The sequence below is a fragment of the Erythrobacter sp. S267 genome (assembly GCF_057365045.1).
The window spans coordinates 466,377-489,955 of sequence record NZ_CP200298.1 but is presented as its reverse complement, the minus strand read 5'-3'; the positions used below and the strand labels follow the sequence as shown (position 1 = coordinate 489,955).

Genomic DNA, 23,579 nt, shown 5'->3' with positions numbered 1-23,579 from the left:
GGCAAAGTTCATGGATGCGACAATGATCCCGATCCTCGCGATCGTTTTTGGCTGCACCATCCCGATTGTAGCAATCTGGGCCAAGCACAAACAAAAGATCGCCGAGATGCAAATCGGCACAACCGCAGACGCGACAGCTGAAAAAGCGGCGCAATATGCAGCTCAGGTGCAGAAGCTCGAAGACCGCGTCGCTGTCCTCGAACGCATCGTCACCGACCGCGGCTATGACGTGGCAACCCAGATCGAAGCTCTGCGTGACACGCGCTCGGTCGAAGAAACCAGCAGCGGTGTGCCGCTCAAAATGGACAAAAAGGAACAGGTATAATGGATTGGGGTGGGCCCAGCTTTGTCATCGCGATCATTGCAATCAGCACCGCTGGATGGGTGATCAACAACTGGATCCGCGCCAAGCATGGCTATGATCTGGAGGATGAATTCTTCGGCAAGACCGAGAAATCGGACAGTCAGGAAACCAAGCGCCTGAAGGAAGAAAACCGCGAACTGCACGACAAGCTCGATCAGGTGCAGGACCGCATGATCGTGCTGGAGAAGATCGTGACTGACCGCGGCTACTCGCTCTCTGACGAGATTGAAGCCCTCCGCGACACGCCCTCCCCTAGAGCCTCGTCCTCCGACGCTGGCGTCCCCCTCAACCTTGGATCAAAGGAAAAGCAACGATGAGCCCTCAGGCCGTAGACGCAGCTGCTGTCATCATCCCCAACTTGCCCTGGATCATCGCTGGAGGCCTTGCCCTTGGCGCCGCTGGGGTCTTCGGCTGGATCCACACGACCCGCCTGCGGATCAAGCATGGCTACCCGCTGGAGAACTCCTGGGGCAAGGCGATGCATCCGGTCTCCGACCCTGAAGCCAAGCAACGCGTGGCCTTGCTGACGCAGGAAAACGCCGAGCTGCGCGCGGAAGTCGGCGCGGTGAAAGACCGCCTCGCCAATGTCGAGCGGATCGTGACGGATAGTGGCTTCCAACTCACCAATGAATTCGAAGCCCTGCGTGATCGCAGTCTTGAACACCGCAAGGATGAAGGGAGCGCCTGATGCCTGAGATCGCGATCATCATGTCCAGTGTCATCGTGATGCTGATCGTACTTGGCCTGTCGATCAACGGGATCGTCAGTAAAGTCCTGGCCCACAAACGCTGGGAACGCGAGGGCACGTTTGGCGAGGCGAAGAACACAGGCGCGGTAAGCCAGCTGTCCGACCGCACCGACATGATCGAAGACCGCCTGCGCGTGCTTGAACGGCTTGCCACGGATCGTGGCACTTTGCTCTCGGACGAGATCGAAGCGCTGCGCGCCTCTCCGGCCCTTGAAGCTGCCAAGACGGACAAGGAGCCCGGCTGATGTTTGGAGCTGACACACCACTGGTCATCGACGCCTTGCGTGACGCGCAGCCCGCCAAGGAGACAGCACAATGAGCGGTTGGGCCATCGTCGCCATCGTCGGGATTGTCATTTGGGGCGTTGTCCAGATGGCCAAGGCGCGCGCCGGGATCATCTCGGATGAAGACGGCAATGAGACCTTTATCGGCAGCCAGCGCGATGAAGACGCCCCCAGCCGCCAAGAGATCGAGGAAACCCAAGCAGAGATCAAACAATTGCGCGAACGGCTCCACGTCCTTGAACGCATCGCCACTGACAACAATTCCACCGATGCCCGCGAACGCGCGCGCATTGCCGCTGAAATTGAGGCGCTTCGTGTGCCCGAAGACCCCTCATCAACCCAAACCCCTTCTCTCCCCAAGGAGGATACAAGCAAATGATACTCGAACCCACTCTCGTTATCGCCGCCACCTGTTTGGTTGGAATTTGCGTCGTCGCCTTTGCGCTGCTGCGCGGCTGGCAGGGCTGGCTTGAGCTTAAGCGTCAGGAGATGGAGCGCAGTGGCATCACTCACCCCTCGCCCGAGATCGAAGGCGGCGCAGGCGTGGGCGCAGCTCGGATTGAGCTGGCTGACATGAAAGAGCGGATCAAGAAGCTCGAAGCGATCGCCAGCGGCGTGGAGTTGTAAAGTCAGCGTCCTAGGCAAACCCATCTGCACTCACTAGATGGCACGCCATGCGAACTCTGGAAGACATTCTCGAAGAATACGAATTTCTCGAAGGCGATGAGCGGTACTCGCTCCTGATCGAGCTGGGACGTGAGTTGGAACCCATGCCCGACGCGCTCAAGACCGATGCAACATTGGTGCGCGGATGCTCGGCTGCGGTATGGGTCTATCCAACCGATGCTGGCGGAGCGGGAACTTTGCACTTCCTCGCCGACAGCAATGCCGCGATCACCAAAGGCATCGTCGCACTGGTCATCGCAGCCGTGCAGGACCAACCCGCAGCCAATGTCGCACAAATGGACGTGATGAGCGCGCTTGCTCCGTTTGATCTCAAGAACCAATTGTCGAGCAATCGCACCCAGGGCGTCCCCAACATGATCGCTTTGGTGCAAGAGCACGCTGCTCGCATTTCTCAGGCGCAATAGAGGATATGCGGTGGCTCTACCTTGCCGCCGGTATCGTCAGCGTTGCCTTGGGAGCCGCGGGAGCCGTGCTGCCTCTGCTCCCAACTGTCCCTTTCTTTCTGCTAGCTGCCTTCTGCTTTGCGCGCAGCAATCCGGAATGGGAGCGCAAGATTCTGGAGCATCCCAGCTTTGGCCCTCAAATCATCGCCTGGCGCGAACGCCGAGCCATTTCGCGCAAAGCCAAAATCGGCGCAGTGGTGACTTTGGTGGCTGGAGTCGCCTTCACCGGCTTCACAATCGGAGAGCCCTATGTCTGGTTCTCAGTCGGAGCCTTGGTGGTTATCGGCAGCTGGATCGTGACGCGCAATGAATGAGATTTAGACATCGACAGAAGCTGAGTCTTGGACCTCAATTTCAACCACCGTCTCACGGGTCATTTCGAACTCACCTATCGCATCGAGCAATGACCACACACCGGTTATACGATTGCCGTCTTCACTGAGCTGGCCGACATAGTCCACCGGGTTCTGATAGCCGATGGCATCATCGGCATAGGTCTTGGTGAAATCGACACCTCGTGCGCTGCAACAGCCTATGATGCGCGCGCTGATGTGCATGGAGGTGAAGAGGAACGGCTCAATAGTGGTTCCGGAGAAGGCCCCCGCATCATCCGTGATGTCAGCCACAAAGGGCGTAGTCGGCAAGCGCGGAGAGCCAGAGTATCGGAACACCCCATCCCATTTGCCGGTCAGATTGAACGGATCACTCACACCAGCTCCTGCCCTAGACTGACGACCCTTTATGCTCGGCGCATTTCAAACGTGCCGCTGTCATCAGGCAACATCCATCGGCCTTGGATCGTTTGACCGTCGGCCGCGATCTGACCTTCATATTCGACTGGGCGGCGATACCGTTCACCACCATCGATATAGCTTTTGGTCAGGCGTAGATCGCGCCCGTCTCTGGTCCCGGCGAGCTCCGATTTTACCTCACCAAAGCCATTCTCGTCTGGCTCAATCGCGATGCCGGTGACAGCGCCATCTGCACCTTCTGCCAGACGGGCTTTGAACGCCGTGGCGCCCATTTCTGCGGTGGCGGAGTAGCTGTAGGATCCCTCCCACATGCCTTTGATGTCGATCGCGTCTGACATGGCCTGAAGCTACACCTTCACACTGTCGCGCAAGATGGCTGCCCCCGCTTCGCGTTGGGCTCTGAGTTCGGCTTTCAGCTTGGAAGGATCGCGCGCAATGACGAAGCCGAAGCTGACGCCGCCTTCCTTGCCAATCGTCGCGTGGTGCAGCTTGTGTGCTTGCACCAGCCGCTTGGCATAACCCTTTTTCGGGACCCAGCGGAAGAAGCGTTGGTGAACCAGCCCATCATGGATGAGCGCATAGATCACGCCATACAGGTTCACGCCCAAAGCCGCCCACCACAGCGCTTCCCAATAGAGCGCACCAAAGATATACATGGTCGCATTGATGGTCCCGAAGACGACGGCGAAAAGGTCGTTCTTTTCAAAATAATTGTCATGCGGCTCGTGATGGTCGCGGTGCCAGCCCCACCCCCAGCCATGCATGATATATTTGTGCGCCCACCAGGCAAACAGCTCCATCCCGCACAAAGCGGCCAAGGTGATGGCGATGGCTTCAAACCAGCTCATGCAGCGATCTCTTTCGTGTCGTTCCTATTCTGCACCGGACGCGCCACCTGCGCTTTGTGAGCCGCCGGCAGCGCCCACCACGGCACATCAGGCCGGTGATGATGCTCCAGATGATAGCCGAAATGGAAGCATGTGGCGAGACTGGTCAGAGTGCTGAAATCATCCGAGCGCGCATTGTGATGGTCGGCGAAGGGCATGGCGGGCTCCCCGTCGCGCTCCACATGGCGATGCGGGCGATAGGTGCCAAAGTAGAACAGTTGGAGAGAGGACAGCAAAGCGGGGGCTCCATACAGGACAACGATCTGCGCCATGGGGATACCAAGGACGAGCCAGTAAATGCCCACCACCGTGTGCACAAAGACCAGCGATTGCCACCCGAAATAGCGCTTAAAGAAGGTCCAGTACCACGCGAAGAAGCGGGTCGGATTGTCCTCATCAAAATCAGGATCACCCTTGTGCCCGGCAAGGTCATGGTGGGTGTGGTGCGCATCGCGGATGATGCTCCAGCGGAAACCTGCGTACAGGAACAGCAGAACCGCTCCGATAGCCGCATTGAGCCGCCCCTTGCCCGGCACCAAAGTGCCATGCATCGCGTCGTGGCAAACGATGAAAACTCCAACCGACAGCCAGCATTGGACCACCGCCAGGCCAAGCGCGTAGGGCAAGTTCGACCAGCTCAGCTCAAAGATAAACATGCCGTAGATGTGAATGCCAATCCAGGTCCCGGCGATGGCAACAGCCAGAGCCAAGCCGATCACCCCCTGCATACCGCGGGCAGGCAGAGCAAATGGCGCTTTGGAAGGAGAGGCGACGTCAGACATTACAAGAGCATATAGTGCGCCATTGGCCATCGCGCAAAGTGCAGCGATAACAATGCGTCGTGCGTCAGTCGCTGTCTGGCAGGAAGAACTCGCGCAGATGCTCTCCAATGCGGGCCGGGCGCAGGGTTTCCGCGTCGATGCAGCACCAGCTTGATTGCACTTCGGCGAGCACATCCTCACCCCGCTTGATGACCGTATGATAGAAAGCGCGCGCGCCGTTAAAGCGCTCCAACACCGTCTGGGCGATCACATCGTCGTCGAGGAAAGCGGGCTTGCGATAGGTGATCTCATGCTTGAGAGCGACCCACGCTTTGGACGCCACCTCCTCTGCCGGGGCGAGCCCTTGCCAATGGGCCAGCACCGCATCCTGCACCCAGTTCAAGTAGCGCGCATTGTTCACATGGCCCATGAAGTCGATGTCGTCAGGGGTCACAGTGATAGGGAATCGGAAGGGCGTTGCTGACATGGGTGTAAGTTAAGCGCAAACTGCCTTCAATTCCATGACAATCCGCACCGTAGTGAACTGGTACCTTGCCAGTGTTGCCAAGAGGCCGCTAATCGGAATGAAACCTGCGTAAAGCACGATCCCCGAAGGCGCTCCCAAATGGCAAGCAAACCCCGCACACTGTATCAAAAGATCTGGGACGATCACGTGGTCGAAACCCGCGATGACGGGACGGCGATCATCTATATCGACCGCCACCTCGTCCACGAAGTCACCAGCCCTCAGGCCTTTGAAGGGTTGCGCGCAGCGGGCCGCCCCGTCCGCCGTCCTGAGCTCACTCTGGCTGTCCCCGATCACAACCTGCCCACCACCGCGCGCCGCGATGCAAGCGGAGGCAAAATCCCGATTGCCGACCCACAGAGCGCCGCTCAGCTTGCGGCGCTCGAAAAGAACGCGCCGGAATTTGGCATCCGCTATATCGGCGATGCGGATGAAGAGCAGGGGATCGTCCATGTGGTCGGACCCGAGCAGGGCTTTTCGCTCCCCGGCACCACAATCGTTTGCGGCGACTCGCATACGGCGAGCCATGGCGGCCTTGGCGCTCTCGCTTTCGGTATCGGGACAAGCGAGGTCGAGCATGTGCTCGCCACACAGACGCTGCTGCTGCAACGCTCCAAATCGATGGAGATCAAGGTCGAAGGGACGCTTGGCGAAGGCGTCACTGCCAAAGACCTGATCCTCCACATTATTGGCGTCATTGGCGCGGCTGGCGGGACCGGCCACGTGATCGAATATCGCGGGCAGGTGTTCGAGGAGATGAGCGTCGAGCAGCGCCTGACGGTCTGCAATATGAGCATCGAGGCGGGCGCGCGCGCTGGCTTGATCGCTCCGGATGAGACAGTGTTTCGCTACCTCAAAGGTCGGCCAATGGCACCCAAGGGCGAAGCATGGGAGGCAGCGCTCGCCTATTGGAAGACGCTGCACTCCGATCCGGGCGCTGAGTTCGACACATCGGTCACGATCAACGCGGCGGACATTGCGCCCACCGTCACCTGGGGCACCAGCCCTGAGGATGTCGTGCCAATCAGCGGCTCGGTCCCCTCCCCATCCAACTTTGCCGATGAAAGCAAGCGGGTCGCAGCGCAAAAGAGCCTCGACTATATGGGCCTAGAAGCGGGCACCGCGATGACGGATGTACCGATTGAAAACGTCTTCATCGGCAGTTGCACCAACAGCCGCATCGAAGATTTGCGTTCTGCAGCTGCGGTCCTGAAAGGCCGATCCAAAGCGCCGGGGGTGCGCTGGGCCATCGTCGTTCCCGGCTCAGGCCTGGTCAAACGACAAGCGGAGGAAGAGGGACTAGACAAAGTCTTCACCGATGCTGGCTTTGAATGGCGCGAGCCGGGCTGCTCGGCCTGCCTCGGCATGAACCCTGACAAAGTACCCGCCGGCGAACGCTGCGCTTCGACCAGCAACCGCAACTTCGTTGGCCGCCAAGGTCCGGGCGCGCGCACGCATCTCGTCTCCCCCGCCATGGCCGCCGCAGCCGCGGTGATGGGTAAGCTGACCGATGTGCGCGAATTGACATGAGCATAGGCCGCAGAACTTTTGCCGCAGTCCTTGCGGTGAAGCTTGCCATGCTTGGCTTCGGCCCTGTCGCTGCTCGGCAAAACACCCTGCCCGACAAGGGGAAACCCGGCCCGATCTCGATCGACGATCCCCGCTACGAGCAGTTCTTCAACGCCCGTACGGCCTTTTGGTCGGACATCGGAACTGTCGATGACGAAGTCATTTCCTACGTCGTGAGCCCGGAGTTTAATGGCGCGCCAGCTTGGCCCACCACGCGTCAAGCCTATCGCGTAGTACGGACCGAACGGAGCCTTATCCTTGCCTCCGATGGCCTAAGCGACCTGTTCGTCGATGCCACCATACAAGATGCCGGCTTCGAGTGTGAAGTCTATCTCGAAAGCGACGAGCTTGTCGGGGCCAAATTCGACGATCTGGCCAGCAGCTGGCAGTTCGACATCATCCGGACATTTGCCCAGAATGTCGCGCACTTTGGCGGCATCAATGACAATCTTGATCGGTTGGGCGTCATCTCATTCGAGCTGCCGGCCCCCGCCAATATACCTGATCGTTGGGTCACGCAGCGAGGCAGTGTTGGTGCATTGCTAAACATCACGGTGCCAGAGCGGCCCGAATTCTGTGATCTGGCCGAGAATGTGCGCATTCGCATCATCTCCCTGACCATTCTGCTGCCCGATGAAACCGATTATGTAATCGAAGGCCGCGCTGCAGCGCGCGCGGATCTGGCGAAGAAACTTGCTGCGTCGGGACATGGGCTAGTATCTTCAAGCCTGCGCCCCTCAATGCTTGCTTAGATCTATAATAGGAACCATCTTGATCCCATGACCAAGAAAACCCCCGACGAGACCCCGGAAGAAACCGGCGATAAACCCAAGTCCAACACAGCACGCAACACCGCCATCGGCATTGGCTCTGCTGCTGTGGCCGCCGCTTTGCTTTATGCCGGCAAGCGCTTCCTTGCGAAGCCCAAGGACAGCTCGAACGGCCCCGACCAGTCGGACAAGGCCCCCTCTGGCGAACCACCTGAAACCGACTGACGCGACGCATTGAGGACAGCCCCATGAAGAAACTCGCCCAAGTCTCCGGCAAAGCCATCCCCTTTGGCGCCAAGAACATCGACACCGACATCATCATTTCAGCGGAATGGCTCAAGACCATCACCCGCGAGGGGCTTGGCAAAGGCGCTTTTGCGAGCATCCGCGAGGAAGAGGGCAATGTCTTTGACGATCCGGCCTATGCAGGCGCGCCAATCCTGATTGCGGGCGACAATTTTGGTTGCGGTTCCAGCCGCGAACACGCTGCATGGGCGATCGGAGACCTGGGCATCAGCGCGATCATCGCGCCGAGCTATTCGGACATCTTCTCTAGCAACGCTGTCAAGAACGGCATCGTGCCCGTCGTCCTCCCGCAAGAGGCGGTGGACCGACTTCTGGAGGTAGCTCACGAAGGGCATCCGATCCACGTGGACCTCGAAACCCAGACTGTGACAACCGAATTTCAGGACCGTTTCGAGTTCGACATCGACCCGTTCCGCAAACACTGCCTGATCAATGGCCTGGACGAAGTGGCTTTGACGCTCGAAAGCCAGGCTGCCATCACGCAGTTCGAAGACACACGCGCTGCCGCCCAAAATTGGGTTGCTACCGGGACACAAATATAGCCGAACACGCGGTTTAAGGGAGAGAACCACATGAAAGCCATCCAGACGCATGCAGTCGGTGGACCAGAGACGCTGACTCTGGATGAGATCGACACGCCGACACCGGGCAAGGGCGAGGTGTTGGTCGCAGTCAAAGCATGCGCGATCAACTATCCCGACACGCTGATGATCCGCGACCTTTACCAGTTCAAGCCTGAGCGCCCTTACTCCCCCGGCGGTGAACTCGCTGGAGTGGTCGAAGCGGTTGGCGAAGGGGTCGACAACTACAAAGTCGGCGACCGCGTGATGGCGGGGATTGGCAATGGAGGCCTGCGCGAGAAAGCGATTGTGCCTGCTGGCCGCATGTTCCCAATTCCTGACGGTGTACCGTTCGAAAAAGCCGCCTCGCTGCTGATGACCTATGGCACGACCATTCACGGCCTCAAAGATCGCGGCCATATCAAGGAAGGCGACGTCGTGCTGGTGCTTGGCGCTGCTGGCGGCGTCGGCCTCTCTGCTGTCGAGCTCGCTAAAGCCTATGGCGCGCGCGTCGTCGCCGCTGTCTCAAGCGAAGCCAAGGGCGAAGTCGCTCGCAAGGCCGGCGCAGACGAAGTGGTCATCTACCCGCGTGAGGAGATGGACAAGGCCGCTTCCAAGGAGCTCGCGGGCGCTTTCAAAGCGGCTTGCGGACCGACCGGCGCGAACATCGTCTATGACATTGTCGGCGGGCAATATTCCGAGCCTGCTCTGCGTTCCATCGCATGGGAGGGCCGCTTCCTGGTGGTCGGCTTCCCTGCAGGGATCGCCAAGATGCCTTTGAATCTTACTCTGCTGAAGTCCTGCGACATTTGCGGCGTCTTCTGGGGCGCGTTCACCGCCCGCGAACCGGCCAAATTTGTCGAGCAGGTCAAAGAACTCTTCGCGCTGATGAAGGAAGGCAAGATCGACCCGCTGGTCTCCGAAACCTTCCCGCTCGAACGCGCAGGGGAAGCGATTGCCAAGCTGGAAAACCGTGAGGCTGTGGGCAAGCTGGTCGTCACGATAGACTAAACGGATCGCACCTTGCCGGAAGGGCTGCTCAGCCCTATTTGGCAAGAGACATTCAAAAGGGATTGATATGACAGATTTTGGTGACCGCGAACGCGCTGAAGAAGCCAAGTTCGCAATGGACGAAGAAACAGCTTTCAAAATCGCCGCGCGCCGCAATCGGCTGCTGGGCGAGTGGGCTGCTGGCGTGATGGGTCTGACACCGGAAGAGACCGAGGCTTACAAGAAGGCCGTCGTCCAGGCTGACTTTGAAGAAGCCGGTGACGAAGACGTAATCCGCAAACTGCTCGGCGATCTGACCGCCGCGGAAGCTGACATCAGTGAGGCTGACATCCGAGCCAAGCTCGAAGAAATGGCTGTTGAAGCCAAGCGCCAGTATATGAGCCAAGGCTAACCGCGATGCCCATGGCCGGTCCAGACATCGAAGCGGCGATCCTTGCTGCCCTCCCCGGAGCAACGGTTGAATTGACCGATCTCGCCGGTGACGACGATCACTGGGCCGCCAAGGTCACAGCTCCGCAATTTGTCGGTAAAAGCCGCGTGCAGCAGCACAAGATGGTCTATGCCGCGCTGGGTGGACGCATGGGCGGGGAATTGCACGCCTTGCAAGTCACGACCGTGGTCCCCACCTAACCTTCAACACAATTCACGTTTTCAAGGGCCCTTTTCAAATGGCTGATATCAACGACCGCATCTCCACCCTCGTCAGCGACAACGACGTTGTTCTGTTCATGAAGGGCACCCCGCTCTTCCCGCAATGTGGCTTTTCCAGCCGCGCGGTCGCTATCCTCGACCATTGCGGTGTGCAGTACGAAAGCGTCGATGTGCTTCAGGACATGGAAGTGCGCCAGGGGATCAAGACGTTCTCCGATTGGCCAACCATCCCGCAGCTCTACATCAAGGGCGAATTTGTCGGCGGCTCTGACATCATGATGGAAATGTTTGAAGCAGGCGAACTGCAACAGATGATGGACGAGAGCGGCGTGGCCAAGATGGAAGGCTGAGAGGCCTTGTTTTCCGCACCCCATCCGGGGCGCGATATCCTCGCTCATGCGACCTGAAGGTCGCGTCACTGCGGGCGGCCGGTCGGCCTTGCGGGCTCCCATAGGGAGCCCGTTTCTGTTCAGGGCCACGGAGGTGGTCAAGGAAATGGACAAAAAACTGGCTGCCCAAAAAGAAAACCGCCTTGCACCGGGTAAATGCAAGGCGGCTATCTTATAAAACGGGGAGGTGAGACCCAGAGACCAGGAAGGCCTCACCCCAAATCGAAGACCACTTTCTTCGCAAACTACTATGCACCGACCGTGCCAAAAGTCTCCACCCCAGCAAAAACAGCTCTTTAGATGGTTATCGCGCTTTAACCTCTTGCCGGGCTGTAAGGAATCTCGACAGGGCTACACGTGCGGGCTTGGCAAGCGGAGGTGAGCAGGCCATCACTCTACGCCATGAGTTCCGACCCAACGCCTGACGCCATTCCCGCCGCCACTATCATCATCTATCGCGACGACCCCAACGGGGGCGCGGCACAGGTCCTGATGACGGTGCGGGCGCGTTCAATGGCCTTTGCAGGCGGCATGGCTGTGTTTCCCGGTGGGCGGGTGGATGCAGCCGACTTCGCTCTGGCTGAGAAGGTCTGCGCTGCGCAAAACCTCGACATGTCCATCGACGAAGCCGCGCATCAAATCGCCGCGATCCGCGAAACTCTGGAAGAAACGGGCCTCGCGCTTGGTCTCAGCGGAGCAATCGACGGTGACAAGGCCGCAGCCGCCCGCGCGATGCTGGAGGAAAAGAACGAGCTCGCGCCCGTACTCGACGCGTTCGACTGGACGCTCGACTTTGCGCAGATCGTGCCGTTTGCGCGCTGGTATCCCAAGAATGAACGCATCCCGCGCGTTTACGATACGCGCTTTTACCTCGCCAATCTGGGCACTGGTGCGGTCGATGTCTCAGCCGACAATTCGGAGACCACGCGACTGTTCTGGACCTCGGCTCAAGGCGCGCTCGACATGGCAGAGGAAGGAGAGATCAAGCTCATCTTCCCCACCCGCCGCAACCTTGAACGGCTCGCCCTGTTCGCCAATTTCGAGGAAGCGCGCGCCCAGACAGAGGCGATCCCCGTGCGCACGATCATCCCCCAAGTCGACACGAGCGGCGAGCAGCCGATGCTGCGGATCATGGAAGATGCAGGCTACCCCATCACCGCCGAGCTGTTGGAGACGGTTGCGCGGGGGTGAGTCTAAACGGAGGCACAAGAAACGGCCTGCAAGGCCGCAAGCGCGACCGCGCGCCCGCAGGTGCCCGGAGCGTAGCGGAGGATTAGCGCCGAGGAGCAGCCCCGGATGGGGCTGCACAAACAAAAGCCTCCCACCAAAAAGGGGACTGCCCTTTCGGACAGTCCCCTTTTTGGCGCGCCCTGCAGGAGTCGAACCTGCGACCTCAGGATTAGAAGTCCCGTGCTCTATCCAGCTGAGCTAAGGGCGCGCTCCCCAACAGATGGGGCTGTGCCCAATAGCGTGCTTTGCCCGAGTTTCAAATCGCGCTAGTGCAAGGGCGATGGAAAAGCCTGATCCCCCAGCTGACCCCGGCGCCGAATTTGACGACGATCCCAATGATGGCGTGCAAGCCACCAGCCATGCCCCGGTAACGTTCCGCTATTACGAGTTCGTGATGGCGGCCTTTGTCGCGATCTTGCTGCTCTCCAACATTATCGGCGCAGCGAAACTGACCTTTCTGGAAGTCAGCTGGTGGCCCGCTGGATGGTGGCCCGCGCCCGACGGCATCTTCATTTATGGCGCAGGCATCCTGTTCTTCCCGCTGGGCTATGTCATCGGCGACATCCTGACCGAGATTTACGGCTTCGCCCGCGCCCGCCGGGTCATTTGGACGGGCTTTGCGGCGATGATCTTCCTCGCCATCATGAGCTATGTTGTCGTCAGCCTACCCGCCTTTGATGGTTGGGCCTGCGCAGCGAGTGGGTTTGACGGGCAAGGCCCCCTCACCTCCACCACCAACCCCGATGGCTCCACCGGATCGATCTGCCAAACGACCTATGAGAGCGTTTTCGGCAGCACCTGGCGGATTGTGGCGGCCTCAATCATCGCGTTTTGGGCGGGCGAGTTCGTCAACTCCTACGTCATGGCGAAGATGAAGGTCTGGACCAAGGGCAAGGCCTTGTGGAGCCGCACAATCGGCTCGACCGTAGTGGGACAAGGCGTCGACAGCATCATCTTTTACCCGATCGCTTTCTTGGGCATCTGGACGACCGAGGCGGTGATCACCGTGATGATCACCAATTGGCTGCTCAAAGTGATTTGGGAGGCGGCGTTGACGCCTGTGACCTATCTGGTCGTGAACAAGCTCAAGAAGGCGGAAGGCGTCGATCTGTTCGACACGGACACCGATTTCTCACCTTTTGGAGGCGAAAAGCAGAGCGCCTGAGGGTTACTCTTCGCGCTCCGCATGTAGGTCATCGGCAGGGACGATATCGACCCTCCAATCGAGGCCCAGGCGTCCTGCGAGCAGTTTGATGTCTTTCTCGGTCGGAATGCCGAACAGGTCGGCGTGGCTGTCAGCCAGCCGCAGGACGAGAGAGCCATCCTCAACCAGTAAGCGGCTTTCCTGAAGCGACCGGCCAGAGCGCGCACCCAGCCGCCGGGCAAGCCTAACGGCGAGGCCCCAGCACATTGCTTCCTCCAAAGCCTCTTCACTGGCGAGCGAGCGGACGCTCTTGGGCAGGTCGAGTGCGTTTCCGTTAGCAGCAATCGCCGCCGCCAGCATCGCGCGCCCTTCTCCATCCACCGCGATCCAGCGCTTGTGCAGCGCCCAGTCGATGGCTTGCGGCAGGCGGATGTTCGGCTCGATCTGCATCGACGCGAGCGACAGGGTCGTCGCGGCCAGACGCAGGCGCTCACTGCCCGATTTGCGCGGCGGTGCAGCCTTGGCGGTCCAACCCGCAATGCGCGCTGCCAAGGTCGGCGGCGCGCCGCGCTGAGTGGCAAAGACGGAGACCCCGGCAAGCAGTGGGTCCTGCGCCTTGGCATGCGATTCCAGCCGGTCGTAGAGCAGCCCTTCGCGCAGCCCCCAGGAGGAGACTATGATCCGGCTTGGACGAAGCTGTCCCAGCAAAGCCTGCAAAAGCACCGCCGCATCGGGCAACATTTCGGACCGCATGGTCGAAATGCGATCAAGCGCGTTCAGGCTTTCCGGTGTTTCCTCCGCCAGCCTTTTGGCGACTTTTCCAGCCTGCTTGGGCGAGAGTTCAAAGCCATGCGGATCGGACAGCGGATGGCCGCTCGTCTCCATCGCGAAGACCGCCATTGCGCGCCATGTGCCGCCTACGAGGTAGAGCGGTTGGTCACGCCTCTCCTCATCCTCGCTAAGGTCCCAGCCGGCTTTGCGAATGACCTTTTCGAGCGCCTTACGCATCTGAGCATCGCCATCCTTGCCGCTTTCCGGGCGGAATGCGGGCAGGCGCAGCGAGCCAAGCGGCATCGAAACCGCCCCGCCCGGTTCGCCTTCGTTCAGCGTGACAAGTTCAAGGCTCCCACCGCCGAGATCCGCGACGCTGCCATGCGCGTCCGGGAACGCCCCTGCAACGCCGTGCGAGCTGATGCAGGCCTCTTCCTCGCCAGAGAGGACGCGCGGGTCGAAACCCAGCTTTCTCAGCTCAGCGATGAAGTCTGCACCATTGCTCGCCTCACGCACGGCAGCGGTGGCCACGGTTTCCACATCGTCTACGCCAAGGTCTTCGAGCAGCAACGCAAACCGTTTGAGCCCGCGCATAGCGATCTGCACCGCCTCTTTTGCGAGCGCGCCTTCGGGCGACATGTTGCGGCCAAGCTGGGCGGTGACTTTCTCGTTCAGCAGCACGGTGGGCGCGCGCATGGTGCCGCCATAAACGACCATGCGCACCGTGTTCGAACCGATGTCGATTATCGCGCGGCCCGGCGTGCTTCCGCCGAAAGTTCCGTCGCGCTCTACGCGCTTTTTCCGTGCCCTCATCCAGCGCGGCCCCGGCGCAAGGAAAGCTTGGGCACTCCGCCCGCTTCCAACGCTCCCCCGCGCCCGGACAGCGACGGGTTCGTCATGAAATAGCGGTGACAGTTGAAGGGTTTGCCGTCCGTCATGTCGCTCTCAACTCGCGAGTAGCTGCCGTCAGCGTGCAGCCACCAGCTTTGTTCTGTGTCGAGCATATTGGCGAGCAGGACCTGCTGCAAAATCTGATCGTGGACCGTGCGGTTGGTGATCGGGATCAGCGATTCCACCCGGCGATCAAGGTTGCGCCCCATCAGGTCGGCTGAGGAGATATAGACATGGGCGCCCGGCCCCGGCATCGCTTCGCCATTGGCAAAGGCATATATACGCGAGTGTTCAAGGAAGCGGCCGATGATCGACTTCACCCGGATATTCTCAGACAGGCCTGGAACGCCGGGGCGAAGGCAACAAATGCCGCGCACCACCAGCTCGACCTGAACGCCCGCATTGCTCGCCGCATAAAGCCGGTCGATGACGCCGCTATCCGTTATCTGGTTGCACTTCATCCAGATCGCAGCGGGCTTGCCCTTGGTCGCGTTGGAGATTTCAGCATCGATCCGCTTATAGATTTCCTCACGCAGGTTGAGCGGCGCGATGGCGATCCTCTCCAGCTCGCTGGGCTCGACATAGCCGGTGACGAAATTCATCATCTTCGCCGCATCGCGCCCCAGTTTGGGGTCGGCGGTAAAGAAGCTCATATCGGTGTAAATCTTGGCGGTGATCGGGTGGTAGTTGCCGGTGCCAAAGTGGCAATAGGTCCGGAAACCACTGTCTTCACGCCGCACAACCATGGCGACTTTGGCGTGCGTCTTCCAATCGGTGAAGCCGTAGATCACCTGAACGCCCGCCCGCTCCAGCTTGGTCGCCCATTTCAGGTTCTGCTCCTCATCGAAACGCGCTTTCAGCTCAACCACGGCGGTGACGGACTTGCCGTTCTCCGCCGCTTCGATCAGCGCGTTGATGACAGCCGATTGTGAGCCTGCGCGGTAGAGCGTCTGCTTGATCGCAACGACATCGGGGTCAGCAGCGGCCTGCCGGATAAAGTCGACCACCACTTCGAAGCTTTCGTAAGGGTGGTGGATGACGATATCCTTCTCGCGAATGGCGGAAAAGGCGTCACCGTCATGTTCGCGGATCCGTTCAGGATAGCGCGGGGAATAGGCGTCGAATTTGAGATCGGGCCGGTCCTCGTCAACGATCTCTGCCAGGCCGTCGATGCCAATCATGCCGTCGGTCTTGATGACGGCAGCTTCGTGGACGCCCAATTGTTCGAGCAGGATCGCCTCACCCTGAGCGTCGAAATCCTCCTCCAGCTCCAACTGGATCACCTGCCCCCGACGCCGCCGCTGGATCGCGCTGCGGAAGGTGCGGACCAGATCCTCTGCCTCTTCCTCAATCTCGATGTCGCTGTCGCGCAACACGCGGAACAGCCCGTCGCCGACGATGGTAAAGCCGGGGAAAAGGTTCTTGGCGTAGCGCTGGATCAGGCTCGCAATCGAGATATAGACCGCTTCGCCCGGCCCCGCGATATCGCCGGGCACACGCACAAAGCGCGGCAGTGCGGTCGGGATCAGGATCATCTCAAGGATCTGCTCCTCATCTGAATCCCGGCTCAGAGTAAAGAGCAGCCCCATCCCTTCATTGTGAACGAAGGGGAACGGATGTGCGGGGTCCAAAGCCTGCGGAGTGATGACCGGGAGAATCTCTTCAAGGAAGAACGCCTCCAGCCATCTATGCGCGGCGGGTTTCACCCGGCGTTCGTCGGCGATGTGGATGTCGGTCTCAGCCAGTTGATCGCGAAGATCTCGCCAGATGTCCTGTTGACGTGCAGACAGGTCCGCGAGCTTTTCCCGGATGGCTGAGAGCTGCTGGGTCGGGGTGCGCCCGTCAATCGCCGGTTTGTCGATTCCGCGCTGCGCTTGGCCCACCAGCCCTGCGACGCGGATCATCATGAACTCGTCGAGATTGCTGCCGGAAATCGACAGAAACCGCAGCCGTTCGAGCAGCGGATATTTTGCATTGCAGGCCTCTGCCAGAACCCGCTCATTGAACGCCAACCATGACAATTCGCGGTTGAAATAAGCCTCTCCCCCAGGCGCAATCGCGGCTGCTGGCACCGAAGGCGGGGACGCAGCAGAGACGGGCTGTTCATTCGAGATTGGCTGGCTGCTCATTACGCGGCGCGGGGCTCCTCAAGGGGCAAGTTTGGCGGGGATGTAAAACACCCAAAGCGTCTTGTCACATAAATGTGAATGCCCGCTAACGGGAGGCCTCAGACGAGCGACTGGCTGTCCGCAATCGCCGTGATCCCGCGCTTGCCATTGGCGTCGCGGCCCAGCTGGACGATCACGTCAATGACGCTTGCGGCATAAGCAATAGTATCGCTGCGCGTGAGGCCGATGCCGGTCTGCATCACCATCAGCGACAATTGCTCAAGCGCGCCCCGCAAAGAGTTTGCATGGATCGTGGAGAAGCTGCCCGGATGGCCCGTGTTAATCGCGCGCAGGAAAGAAACGCTCTCTGCCCCGCGCAGCTCGCCCAGCACGATGCGATCAGGGCGCAGACGCAAAGCGGCCTGGAGCAATTCGTTGGGGGTGACTTTGGCCTCCCCCAACTCGCCCTTCACCGCGACGAGGCCCACCGTGTTCTCACCCGGAAAGCGCAGTTCAGGCGTATCTTCGACCAGCACAACGCGTTCCTGCTGCGGGATCTCTCCCAGCATGGCGTTGAGGAAAGTGGTCTTTCCCGTGCTCGTCCCGCCGGAAATCAGGATCGTGCGGCGATTGCGGATCGCTTGGCGCAGGTAATCGATCGGTTGGGATTGTGGATCGGGCAGTTGCACCGCCCGCTCGCCTGCCAATGGTCCGGTGTCATAAGCATCGAGCGGCAGGTCGAGCCGCCGGTGCCGCCGGATCGCCATGACCCAATGCTTTCGGCTTGCCGGAGGCCCGCAGAACTGCACGCGTGCGCCGTCAGGCAAAGTCGCGCCCAGCAGCGGATGCTCACGGTTGATCCCCTGGTGGCTGACCCGCGCGACCTGTTCAGCCAAGCGCTGGACGAGGCGGTCATCAATCTCTGGCGTATCAACCCTTTGCATGCCGGGATTAGAGGCATCTTCGACCCACACCTCACCCGGTCGGTTGACCATGATCTCCGTCACCGTGTCGCGGTCAAGCCAGCGCTTGAACGGCGCGAGATAGGCGTCGAGATAGACGCTGCGCTCACCCGTGATCGCTGCAAGGCTCGCCGGATCAGCAGCCTCTGCATCGTCTCCACCATTCGAGGGTAAGGGATGAATATCGGCGGTCATCGAGAACTTAGTTGGTGACCGTGCTGAAATCGAGATCGCGCGCGGTGTAGACGCGGATCGGCTCACCGGGAGGCACGCGGATCGTCGGGCTGCGCTGGCCGTCCTGCTGCAAAGCGGTGCTGGCAGCGCTCTGCCCTGCTCCGCCGATGACAACCGATGCTCCGCCAGAGGCAATCGCGCCTAGCCCGCCGACAACCGACAGCAACATGGCGGAGCCGAAACGGCTGAAGAAATGCGTGTCGACATCGCCTTGCAGGCCGGTTGTCCCGTCAAAGGCAATCGCTGGCGATGCGATATTGACCGAGACGCCATCGGGCCGGATCAGCCGCGTCCACACGACATAAGCGCGCTTTTGCCCCTGCTCGACGCCGGATTGGTACTGGCCGATCAGCCGCGAGGAACGCGGGACCAACACGCGCGTGCCGTCAAAGCTTAGCACATCTTGGCTCACAATCGCGCGGACATATCCGGGAATATCAGTGTTGATCGCGGTTTCGAGGACCGCCGGAATGATCGTCCCTTCTGTCACCGTCGTGCCCGGATTGGTCATTGGGCGAGCCTGGGCGGGCGCGCCGCCGACTCCGCCAATGCGGCTTGCAAACTGAGCGGCGGAGCCCGTAGCGCCGCCGTCGCCCGCACTAGCGCCCGGCGCGGTTGCACCGGCGGCTTGCGCTGCCTGGGCCGGCTGAGCATTCGCGCTGGCGTCAAACACCATGGTCGGGCTGGCATAGGGATTGGTCGCGGGAGCAAGAGCTCCGCCCGGGGGCCTCGCAAGCACAGGGGCAGGCGCAGGATCAGGCTGCGGCACGGGTGGTGCCACTTGCGCAGGCTGCGGCGACGGGACGACAGCGGGCTGGGTCGCGGCTTGCGGAGAAGCCGCTTGGCCAGCGCCTTCCTCAGGCAATTGCGCTGCTTCCATCGCCCACCATGTCACACCGCCCAGCAGCAGAACCATAACCGCACCCAGCGCCAGTCCGACGCCTTCGGTCTTGGTCTTGCGCTCGGCAACGGCGGAGAAGCCATTGCGGCTGGCAAGGTCGATAACCTCTGCCGATTGACCTTCGCGTGGATCACCTTCTGAGGGGCCGCCACCATCGCCCTTCTTGGACGGCAAACGCATGGCAAGACGCATCACTTCATCTCCCAGTTCATCATCAGCCGCGCGGGCCGCTGGTCAAAGTTGCTCGGTCCCCGCCAGACCGCAAAATGATCTCACGCGGGACGGTGTCGAGCACCACTGTGTCGCCCCGGACGGTGAAATTCACCGGCCCCTCATCCCCATCATCATTGGTGATAAGGATCGCAGGGATGGCTGTGTCTTCGGGCCAGGTCAGGAACACGACGCGGCCATTGTCATAGGCGCGGGTCGGCAGCAATTTGCGGTCGCCTTCACCGTCCCACGCAAAGTTCAGCAGGGCGGGATCGTCAACCGCATAGGGGTCGTTTGCGGTTGGTGCCTCGGCGAGCTCATTCGCGGCCTGAGCCTCCGCCGCTGCGGCTGCGGCCAGAGCGGCTTCCTCTGCTGCCGCCTCAAGCTCGGGATAGCGGAATTGCATCACATAAAGCGGCGCGTTGCGGGGCGAAGCGACGAGGTCGAACAGGTAAGTCCGGCGGCTCGTCACGACCGTCATATTGGTGCGGGCATTGGTTTGGAGCGGCTTCACAAACAAGATCGTCTGCGCCTGATTGGGCTGCACCTGCCAGGCATTGCTGTCACCGATCGCGACGTTCTGGATCGCTTCATCAGGAGCGAACTTGATCGTCGTTTGCACGCGGACTTTGCCGGTGATGGTGAAGACCTGGCCCTCGTCAAAAATCTCCGTCACAAGACGCGGGTCGGAGGGGCGATCGGGCACAGGCTCGACCTCTTGCGCTGAAGCGGGCGCAGAAATGGCAAGTGCCATTGCAATCACAGGAAGCCGGATCCAGTCGGCGCGGATCATGCTTTATTCTCCGAATTGGGGGCTGCGCTTGTAGTCGAAGCGGAGCGGAAACGGTTGCCTATCCCGCGCGTACGCGAGGCGGCTTGGCTCGAAGGGCCGCTTTGGCCACTGCCAGAGCCGGTGGCGTAGACCTTGGTCTCACGCGTGGTAACGGTGGTGGTTGTGCCCGTATCGTTCGCAGCGGCGACGCTGGCCATCGCAACATCAACCCGGCGCGGAGCCGCGGTGGCCGGCGCCTGTCGCGGCTGCACGGCGATAGGCTGAGCAGCGGACCTTGCGCCAGCATTCGCAGAAGCTCTGGACGCGTCTTTTCCTCTCAAGTCGGCTCTTTCCGGGTCCGCGAGGCCAAAGACCTGCCAGCCTGCGACCATGCTCGAGGACACTTTGAGCACCATGAACATCAGCGCCATGTGGACCGCCCCTACCAGGAAGAACGCCATCGCCGCTTGCTGGTCAATCTGCCCCGGCACTGCAACGAGCGCGGCGAGGATTGGGACAGCCATCTCCAGCATGATAGACCCGCCGACAATCGCGAAGAGCGGCGCGAGGGCCAGCATCACCAGCCCCTTGAGCCAGCCAACAAACAGCCCGCGTGTGCCGTTGAACAAGGCAAGGACCACAAAGATCGGCCCCACAGCCAGCAGCAGAGCCAAGCCGATACGTGCTGTCACCAGCAATCCGACCGTGCCGAGCAACAGCAACATCGCTCCGATCCACATCATGCCGGGCGGGGAGAAAGCGCTGATATCCTGCTGACCGGTCGAGGCTTCTTGGACCGCGATAAACACAACGTCGAGCTTGGCCGCGAAGGTTGCTGTGGCCGATCCCGGACTGCCCGTCAGTGTCCCCGCAATCGAGTCCGGGCCGAGCACGAAGATGTTGTAGAAGAACTGCTGGAAGATGAAGAAGCTGGTCGCAAAGGTCGTCACCAGGCCGATTGTGACCATCTTGGGGATGGCCGCTCTCAGCGATAGATTCGAGCGCCCCAGCATCAGGCTGATGCCGAAGAATGCGACGAAGAAGATCAGCAAAATGGGCAGCCATGTCCCCATCGGACCTTCGGACAGTCGCAGGAATGCTTCCTCGCTCACCTGATTGGCGATGCAGTCCACCGCCGTCAGTGCGGCGGCAACGCCTGTGCCCATGTCTTCGGCAACAAGGTCGCAGCTGGTCGTCATTCGGCAGCCTGTCGGACGGGCGTACCGTCCGGGTTTGTCGGCGCGCCGCCATCGGGCCACGCTGCATTGGTGAGCGCCGGATACCAAGCACTCGGCTCATCCCCCACCGCTTCGCGCAGCAGGTCGAGGCGACGGACAGCGGCTTCGCGGCCAGATAGGATCGTCAGCACTTCAGGCGCGCCTGACAGGTCCAACCGCACCACGACGCTCGCATCGGGTTGGCGCACAAGGAAGCAGCGCGAGTGTGCAGGGAGCGAGCGGATCAGCGCCAGCTCATGTTCGGTAAGGCCAAATCCGTCGCAATAATCTTCCGCCCGCGCGCGGCTGTTGGGCATGAAGACCATGGTCGCGGTTTGCTCGACCAGAGCGGTGGATATCCGGCTTTCGAGCGCATCACGCGCGCTCTGCGTGGCAAAGCCCACCAGCGCATTACGCTTCCGCAAGGTCTTGAGCCAATCGCGGATGCGGCCTGCAAACACCTCATCATCCAGCGCCTTCCACCCCTCATCAATCAGGATCATGGTCGGCTCGCCATCCAACCGCTCATCAATGCGGTGAAATAGATACATCATGGTCGGCGTGCGCAGGCGCGGATTGTCGAGCAGCTGCGTCATGTCAAAGCCGAGCACGCGCTGATCGAGGTCGAGCGCGTCCTTGGCATTGTCGAACAGCCAGGCATGCTCCCCGCCATCGCCGGATGAGCTGCCGATCCACGCGCTCAAACGGTCCGCAAGATCGCCCGGCTGCGGACGGCGCGCACCGGCGAGCAATTCGCGGAAGTGGCGCAGGCGGCGAAGGCTCGGATCATTGGCGTAGGTCGCATCGACCGCCGCGCTGATCGTCGCGAGCTCCTCAGGCCCTTGCGCCTCCAAAAGCACGCCCAGCCAATCGCGCAGGAAGGCTTTGTTGGCAGGCGTATCGGGCAGCGAGAGCGGGTTGAAGCCGGTCGGTTCTCCCGGAGAAATCCGGTCGTAGTTCCCGCCGATCCCGCGAATAAACAGCTCCGCCCCGCGATCCTTGTCGAACAGGATAGTGCGCGGCTGAAACTTTTGCGCTTGGGCAGCGAGGAAATTCATCACCACGGTCTTGCCAGAACCCGACGGGCCGATGACCGAGAAATTGCCCAAATCACCATTGTGGAAGTTGAAGAAGAACGGTGTCGCGCTGGTCGTCTCCAGCAATGTCACCGCATCGCCCCAATGGTTGCCCGAGGCCTGCCCCAGCGCAAAGCCATGGAAGCTGCCAAAGCTTGCCATATTGGCCGAGGAGATGAGCGCGCGGCGCACCACATAACTCTCATTACCCGGAAACTGCGCCCAGAAGGACGGCTCAAGATTGGTGTCTTCGCGCACCGCAATCGCGCCGGTATCCGCCAGCGCTGCTGCCGCCGCTGCACAGGCTTCGTCCAGCCGATCGAGCGCGCTTTCACGCACCTGCACCGTCAGATGGTGGTCGCCAAAGCCGACGCTGCCATTGCCCAGTTCGTCACGCGCGGCCATCATGTCGGCGCGCTCTGCCATCGCTTCTTCGTCGACGGACCGCGAGCGGCGCAGCGCCAGATCAATCCGCTCACGCGCAGTCGTGCGCTCGTTAGGCGCGTAGCTTTCCGTGACGATCATTTCGAACGGCAGCCGCAGCAGCGGATCGAGCAGTCCGGGAGAGGTCGCCTCGGGATATTCCTTCAGGCCAAGAACCGCGCTGAACACAGGTTCACCCTCGGCCCTGGTCTCCATCGCATCGAGACCAAAGCTGACGCGGCGATAGGGGAGCATATGGCCAATATCGGTGTCCGCATCGGGACGACGCACAGGGCGCATTTCACCATTGTAGAGCGCGGAAAGCAGCTCCAGCATCTCCGAATTGGTCGCGCGTTTGCCGCCCGGAGCGCTGTAGTCGCCGAGCACCGCTGCTCCATAGGGAGCGAGCGAAGCGACAAGGCCGGTTACGGCGGATTTGAGGCTGCGAATATCTTTGGGGTCGGCCTCCAGTTCTTCCTGGGCCGTGCGCGAGAAGAACTTGGAAATCCGCTCCGGCAGGCCCGCCTTGCCGCGCGCAGGGCGGCGGATGAGCGTCACGAATTGGTCGTTGATAAACAGCGAGCCGCCAGCCAACCGCTCCTTCCAACGCGCGTCGATATGGCGTGAAAGGGCGTCGGGAAACTCCGCATCCAGCTCCACTTCGACCCGCCGCCGGATAACGTGGTGGTAGAGCACAAAGCGCGCATCAAGCGTTGAGCGCAGCACGACCTCACGGGTCGCAGCATGGGCGTTGAGTGCAGCGGAATCCTCGGTCTCGAACAGCAGGCCAGGCACTTGAATGGCGCTCATGACAGAGCCATCGCGCAGCAGCACGGTGTTCTCGTCGATCAGCCGTTCATAGGGCAGGCGATCGCCAGCCAGCGCTTCTTTGGCGCTCCATGCTGCAGGTCCGATCCACTTTGCCATTCGTC

General features: G+C 60.8%; 30 protein-coding genes and 1 tRNA gene. 18 read left to right on the top strand and 13 right to left on the bottom strand.

Annotated features, from left to right (window positions below; translation table 11 throughout):
* Window positions 1-10: 10 nt before the first annotated feature.
* The 8 genes from AC0V6X_RS02125 to AC0V6X_RS02090 all read left to right on the top strand — a co-directional run bounded on the left by AC0V6X_RS02125 (window position 11) and on the right by AC0V6X_RS02090 (window position 2,840).
* The gene (locus AC0V6X_RS02125; protein ID WP_486182944.1) at window positions 11-325 is read left to right on the top strand and encodes a hypothetical protein; all 315 of its coding nucleotides are present in this window, start codon (window positions 11-13) and stop codon (window positions 323-325) included.
* Window positions 325-681 (top strand): hypothetical protein, encoded by a 357-nt coding sequence (locus AC0V6X_RS02120; protein WP_486182943.1) that lies wholly within the window; start codon window positions 325-327, stop codon window positions 679-681. Before AC0V6X_RS02125 ends, AC0V6X_RS02120 begins: the two co-directional genes overlap by 1 nt.
* Window positions 678-1,052 (top strand): hypothetical protein, encoded by a 375-nt coding sequence (locus tag AC0V6X_RS02115; RefSeq protein ID WP_486182942.1) that lies wholly within the window; start codon window positions 678-680, stop codon window positions 1,050-1,052. The genes AC0V6X_RS02120 and AC0V6X_RS02115 overlap by 4 nt, the downstream gene beginning before the upstream one ends.
* Window positions 1,052-1,357, top strand: coding sequence for a hypothetical protein (locus AC0V6X_RS02110; protein WP_486182941.1), 306 nt, complete (start codon window positions 1,052-1,054; stop codon window positions 1,355-1,357). The genes AC0V6X_RS02115 and AC0V6X_RS02110 overlap by 1 nt, the downstream gene beginning before the upstream one ends.
* A gap of 70 nt (window positions 1,358-1,427) precedes the next feature.
* Window positions 1,428-1,775 (top strand): hypothetical protein, encoded by a 348-nt coding sequence (locus tag AC0V6X_RS02105; protein ID WP_486182940.1) that lies wholly within the window; start codon window positions 1,428-1,430, stop codon window positions 1,773-1,775.
* On the top strand, window positions 1,772-2,023 hold the full coding sequence (locus AC0V6X_RS02100) for a hypothetical protein (RefSeq protein ID WP_486182939.1): 252 nt from the start codon (window positions 1,772-1,774) through the stop codon (window positions 2,021-2,023). The genes AC0V6X_RS02105 and AC0V6X_RS02100 overlap by 4 nt, the downstream gene beginning before the upstream one ends.
* 47 nt (window positions 2,024-2,070) lie before the next feature.
* Window positions 2,071-2,487 (top strand): SufE family protein, encoded by a 417-nt coding sequence (locus AC0V6X_RS02095; protein WP_486182938.1) that lies wholly within the window; start codon window positions 2,071-2,073, stop codon window positions 2,485-2,487.
* Between the two features lie 5 nt (window positions 2,488-2,492).
* The gene (locus AC0V6X_RS02090) at window positions 2,493-2,840 is read left to right on the top strand and encodes a YbaN family protein (RefSeq protein WP_486182937.1); all 348 of its coding nucleotides are present in this window, start codon (window positions 2,493-2,495) and stop codon (window positions 2,838-2,840) included.
* A gap of 3 nt (window positions 2,841-2,843) precedes the next feature.
* On the opposite strand, the gene AC0V6X_RS02085 is transcribed toward AC0V6X_RS02090, so the two are convergent.
* The 5 genes from AC0V6X_RS02085 to AC0V6X_RS02065 all read right to left on the bottom strand — a co-directional run bounded on the left by AC0V6X_RS02085 (window position 2,844) and on the right by AC0V6X_RS02065 (window position 5,413).
* Entirely contained in the window at window positions 2,844-3,236 is a 393-nt protein-coding gene (locus tag AC0V6X_RS02085; RefSeq protein WP_486182936.1) for a hypothetical protein, read from the bottom strand.
* Between the two features lie 29 nt (window positions 3,237-3,265).
* Window positions 3,266-3,616 (bottom strand): hypothetical protein, encoded by a 351-nt coding sequence (locus AC0V6X_RS02080; protein WP_486182935.1) that lies wholly within the window; start codon window positions 3,614-3,616, stop codon window positions 3,266-3,268.
* A gap of 9 nt (window positions 3,617-3,625) precedes the next feature.
* On the bottom strand, window positions 3,626-4,126 hold the full coding sequence (locus AC0V6X_RS02075) for a sterol desaturase family protein (RefSeq protein ID WP_486182934.1): 501 nt from the start codon (window positions 4,124-4,126) through the stop codon (window positions 3,626-3,628).
* A complete protein-coding gene (locus AC0V6X_RS02070; RefSeq protein WP_486182933.1) occupies window positions 4,123-4,947 on the bottom strand; it encodes a fatty acid desaturase in 825 nt (274 codons plus the stop codon). The genes AC0V6X_RS02075 and AC0V6X_RS02070 overlap by 4 nt, the downstream gene beginning before the upstream one ends.
* A gap of 64 nt (window positions 4,948-5,011) precedes the next feature.
* Window positions 5,012-5,413 (bottom strand): acyl-CoA thioesterase, encoded by a 402-nt coding sequence (locus AC0V6X_RS02065; protein ID WP_486182932.1) that lies wholly within the window; start codon window positions 5,411-5,413, stop codon window positions 5,012-5,014.
* Between the two features lie 138 nt (window positions 5,414-5,551).
* On the opposite strand from AC0V6X_RS02065, the gene leuC reads away from it, so the two are divergent.
* From leuC to AC0V6X_RS02020, 9 genes are all read left to right on the top strand, one after another.
* Window positions 5,552-6,982, top strand: a complete 1,431-nt coding sequence (gene leuC / locus AC0V6X_RS02060) for a 3-isopropylmalate dehydratase large subunit (RefSeq protein WP_486182931.1) — start codon at window positions 5,552-5,554, stop codon at window positions 6,980-6,982.
* Window positions 6,979-7,773, top strand: a complete 795-nt coding sequence (locus AC0V6X_RS02055; protein ID WP_486182930.1) for a hypothetical protein — start codon at window positions 6,979-6,981, stop codon at window positions 7,771-7,773. The genes leuC and AC0V6X_RS02055 overlap by 4 nt, the downstream gene beginning before the upstream one ends.
* A 27-nt stretch (window positions 7,774-7,800) precedes the next feature.
* Entirely contained in the window at window positions 7,801-8,016 is a 216-nt protein-coding gene (locus tag AC0V6X_RS02050; protein WP_486182929.1) for an isopropylmalate isomerase, read from the top strand.
* A gap of 23 nt (window positions 8,017-8,039) precedes the next feature.
* Window positions 8,040-8,639, top strand: coding sequence for a 3-isopropylmalate dehydratase small subunit (leuD, locus tag AC0V6X_RS02045; protein ID WP_486182928.1), 600 nt, complete (start codon window positions 8,040-8,042; stop codon window positions 8,637-8,639).
* Between the two features lie 30 nt (window positions 8,640-8,669).
* Window positions 8,670-9,668 (top strand): NADPH:quinone oxidoreductase family protein, encoded by a 999-nt coding sequence (locus AC0V6X_RS02040; RefSeq protein ID WP_486182927.1) that lies wholly within the window; start codon window positions 8,670-8,672, stop codon window positions 9,666-9,668.
* 67 nt (window positions 9,669-9,735) lie between these two features.
* Entirely contained in the window at window positions 9,736-10,059 is a 324-nt protein-coding gene (locus tag AC0V6X_RS02035) for a DUF1476 domain-containing protein (protein WP_486182926.1), read from the top strand.
* Window positions 10,060-10,064: 5 nt separating this feature from the next.
* Window positions 10,065-10,298 (top strand): BolA/IbaG family iron-sulfur metabolism protein, encoded by a 234-nt coding sequence (locus tag AC0V6X_RS02030; protein WP_486182925.1) that lies wholly within the window; start codon window positions 10,065-10,067, stop codon window positions 10,296-10,298.
* A gap of 38 nt (window positions 10,299-10,336) precedes the next feature.
* Entirely contained in the window at window positions 10,337-10,669 is a 333-nt protein-coding gene (gene grxD, locus AC0V6X_RS02025) for a Grx4 family monothiol glutaredoxin (protein ID WP_486182924.1), read from the top strand.
* A 441-nt stretch (window positions 10,670-11,110) separates the two neighbouring features.
* Complete coding sequence (locus tag AC0V6X_RS02020) at window positions 11,111-11,899, top strand: NUDIX hydrolase (RefSeq protein ID WP_486182923.1); 789 nt, start codon at window positions 11,111-11,113, stop codon at window positions 11,897-11,899.
* Between the two features lie 170 nt (window positions 11,900-12,069).
* On the opposite strand, the gene AC0V6X_RS02015 is transcribed toward AC0V6X_RS02020, so the two are convergent.
* Window positions 12,070-12,146: transfer RNA gene (locus AC0V6X_RS02015), tRNA-Arg, on the bottom strand.
* A gap of 72 nt (window positions 12,147-12,218) precedes the next feature.
* Here AC0V6X_RS02015 and AC0V6X_RS02010 point away from each other — a divergent pair.
* Window positions 12,219-13,103: a queuosine precursor transporter gene (locus tag AC0V6X_RS02010; protein WP_486182922.1), complete on the top strand. Its 885-nt coding sequence runs from the start codon at window positions 12,219-12,221 to the stop codon at window positions 13,101-13,103.
* 3 nt (window positions 13,104-13,106) lie between these two features.
* On the opposite strand, the gene AC0V6X_RS02005 is transcribed toward AC0V6X_RS02010, so the two are convergent.
* The 7 genes from AC0V6X_RS02005 to AC0V6X_RS01975 all read right to left on the bottom strand — a co-directional run bounded on the left by AC0V6X_RS02005 (window position 13,107) and on the right by AC0V6X_RS01975 (window position 23,574).
* Window positions 13,107-14,666: a Ppx/GppA phosphatase family protein gene (locus AC0V6X_RS02005; RefSeq protein WP_486182921.1), complete on the bottom strand. Its 1,560-nt coding sequence runs from the start codon at window positions 14,664-14,666 to the stop codon at window positions 13,107-13,109.
* Window positions 14,663-16,873, bottom strand: a complete 2,211-nt coding sequence (locus tag AC0V6X_RS02000) for an RNA degradosome polyphosphate kinase (RefSeq protein ID WP_486182920.1) — start codon at window positions 16,871-16,873, stop codon at window positions 14,663-14,665. The genes AC0V6X_RS02005 and AC0V6X_RS02000 overlap by 4 nt, the downstream gene beginning before the upstream one ends.
* Window positions 16,874-16,971: 98 nt before the next feature.
* The gene (gene virB11 / locus AC0V6X_RS01995) at window positions 16,972-18,009 is read right to left on the bottom strand and encodes a P-type DNA transfer ATPase VirB11 (protein WP_486182919.1); all 1,038 of its coding nucleotides are present in this window, start codon (window positions 18,007-18,009) and stop codon (window positions 16,972-16,974) included.
* Between the two features lie 7 nt (window positions 18,010-18,016).
* A complete protein-coding gene (locus AC0V6X_RS01990; RefSeq protein WP_486182918.1) occupies window positions 18,017-19,141 on the bottom strand; it encodes a TrbI/VirB10 family protein in 1,125 nt (374 codons plus the stop codon).
* Between the two features lie 22 nt (window positions 19,142-19,163).
* Window positions 19,164-19,952, bottom strand: coding sequence for a TrbG/VirB9 family P-type conjugative transfer protein (locus tag AC0V6X_RS01985; protein WP_486182917.1), 789 nt, complete (start codon window positions 19,950-19,952; stop codon window positions 19,164-19,166).
* Window positions 19,949-21,130, bottom strand: coding sequence for a TrbL/VirB6 family protein (locus AC0V6X_RS01980; RefSeq protein ID WP_486182916.1), 1,182 nt, complete (start codon window positions 21,128-21,130; stop codon window positions 19,949-19,951). The genes AC0V6X_RS01985 and AC0V6X_RS01980 overlap by 4 nt, the downstream gene beginning before the upstream one ends.
* A complete protein-coding gene (locus tag AC0V6X_RS01975; protein ID WP_486182915.1) occupies window positions 21,127-23,574 on the bottom strand; it encodes a VirB4 family type IV secretion/conjugal transfer ATPase in 2,448 nt (815 codons plus the stop codon). Before AC0V6X_RS01975 ends, AC0V6X_RS01980 begins: the two co-directional genes overlap by 4 nt.
* Between the last annotated feature and the right edge of the window lie 5 nt (window positions 23,575-23,579).

Bases quoted from the DNA above. Each gene is read 5' to 3' on its own strand.
- AC0V6X_RS02125 (WP_486182944.1), top strand. From the start codon at position 11: ATGGATGCGACAATGATCCCGATCCTCGCGATCGTTTTTGGCTGCACC.
- AC0V6X_RS02120 (WP_486182943.1), top strand. From the start codon at position 325: ATGGATTGGGGTGGGCCCAGCTTTGTCATCGCGATCATTGCAATCAGC.
- AC0V6X_RS02115 (WP_486182942.1), top strand. From the start codon at position 678: ATGAGCCCTCAGGCCGTAGACGCAGCTGCTGTCATCATCCCCAACTTG.
- AC0V6X_RS02110 (WP_486182941.1), top strand. From the start codon at position 1,052: ATGCCTGAGATCGCGATCATCATGTCCAGTGTCATCGTGATGCTGATC.
- AC0V6X_RS02105 (WP_486182940.1), top strand. From the start codon at position 1,428: ATGAGCGGTTGGGCCATCGTCGCCATCGTCGGGATTGTCATTTGGGGC.
- AC0V6X_RS02100 (WP_486182939.1), top strand. From the start codon at position 1,772: ATGATACTCGAACCCACTCTCGTTATCGCCGCCACCTGTTTGGTTGGA.
- AC0V6X_RS02095 (WP_486182938.1), top strand. From the start codon at position 2,071: ATGCGAACTCTGGAAGACATTCTCGAAGAATACGAATTTCTCGAAGGC.
- AC0V6X_RS02090 (WP_486182937.1), top strand. From the start codon at position 2,493: ATGCGGTGGCTCTACCTTGCCGCCGGTATCGTCAGCGTTGCCTTGGGA.
- AC0V6X_RS02080 (WP_486182935.1), bottom strand. From the start codon at position 3,616: ATGTCAGACGCGATCGACATCAAAGGCATGTGGGAGGGATCCTACAGC.
- AC0V6X_RS02075 (WP_486182934.1), bottom strand. From the start codon at position 4,126: ATGAGCTGGTTTGAAGCCATCGCCATCACCTTGGCCGCTTTGTGCGGG.
- AC0V6X_RS02070 (WP_486182933.1), bottom strand. From the start codon at position 4,947: ATGTCTGACGTCGCCTCTCCTTCCAAAGCGCCATTTGCTCTGCCTGCC.
- AC0V6X_RS02065 (WP_486182932.1), bottom strand. From the start codon at position 5,413: ATGTCAGCAACGCCCTTCCGATTCCCTATCACTGTGACCCCTGACGAC.
- leuC (WP_486182931.1), top strand. From the start codon at position 5,552: ATGGCAAGCAAACCCCGCACACTGTATCAAAAGATCTGGGACGATCAC.
- AC0V6X_RS02055 (WP_486182930.1), top strand. From the start codon at position 6,979: ATGAGCATAGGCCGCAGAACTTTTGCCGCAGTCCTTGCGGTGAAGCTT.
- AC0V6X_RS02050 (WP_486182929.1), top strand. From the start codon at position 7,801: ATGACCAAGAAAACCCCCGACGAGACCCCGGAAGAAACCGGCGATAAA.
- leuD (WP_486182928.1), top strand. From the start codon at position 8,040: ATGAAGAAACTCGCCCAAGTCTCCGGCAAAGCCATCCCCTTTGGCGCC.
- AC0V6X_RS02040 (WP_486182927.1), top strand. From the start codon at position 8,670: ATGAAAGCCATCCAGACGCATGCAGTCGGTGGACCAGAGACGCTGACT.
- AC0V6X_RS02035 (WP_486182926.1), top strand. From the start codon at position 9,736: ATGACAGATTTTGGTGACCGCGAACGCGCTGAAGAAGCCAAGTTCGCA.
- AC0V6X_RS02030 (WP_486182925.1), top strand. From the start codon at position 10,065: ATGCCCATGGCCGGTCCAGACATCGAAGCGGCGATCCTTGCTGCCCTC.
- grxD (WP_486182924.1), top strand. From the start codon at position 10,337: ATGGCTGATATCAACGACCGCATCTCCACCCTCGTCAGCGACAACGAC.
- AC0V6X_RS02020 (WP_486182923.1), top strand. From the start codon at position 11,111: ATGAGTTCCGACCCAACGCCTGACGCCATTCCCGCCGCCACTATCATC.
- AC0V6X_RS02010 (WP_486182922.1), top strand. From the start codon at position 12,219: ATGGAAAAGCCTGATCCCCCAGCTGACCCCGGCGCCGAATTTGACGAC.
- AC0V6X_RS02005 (WP_486182921.1), bottom strand. From the start codon at position 14,666: ATGAGGGCACGGAAAAAGCGCGTAGAGCGCGACGGAACTTTCGGCGGA.
- AC0V6X_RS02000 (WP_486182920.1), bottom strand. From the start codon at position 16,873: ATGAGCAGCCAGCCAATCTCGAATGAACAGCCCGTCTCTGCTGCGTCC.
- virB11 (WP_486182919.1), bottom strand. From the start codon at position 18,009: ATGACCGCCGATATTCATCCCTTACCCTCGAATGGTGGAGACGATGCA.
- AC0V6X_RS01990 (WP_486182918.1), bottom strand. From the start codon at position 19,141: ATGCGTCTTGCCATGCGTTTGCCGTCCAAGAAGGGCGATGGTGGCGGC.
- AC0V6X_RS01985 (WP_486182917.1), bottom strand. From the start codon at position 19,952: ATGATCCGCGCCGACTGGATCCGGCTTCCTGTGATTGCAATGGCACTT.
- AC0V6X_RS01980 (WP_486182916.1), bottom strand. From the start codon at position 21,130: ATGACGACCAGCTGCGACCTTGTTGCCGAAGACATGGGCACAGGCGTT.
- AC0V6X_RS01975 (WP_486182915.1), bottom strand. From the start codon at position 23,574: ATGGCAAAGTGGATCGGACCTGCAGCATGGAGCGCCAAAGAAGCGCTG.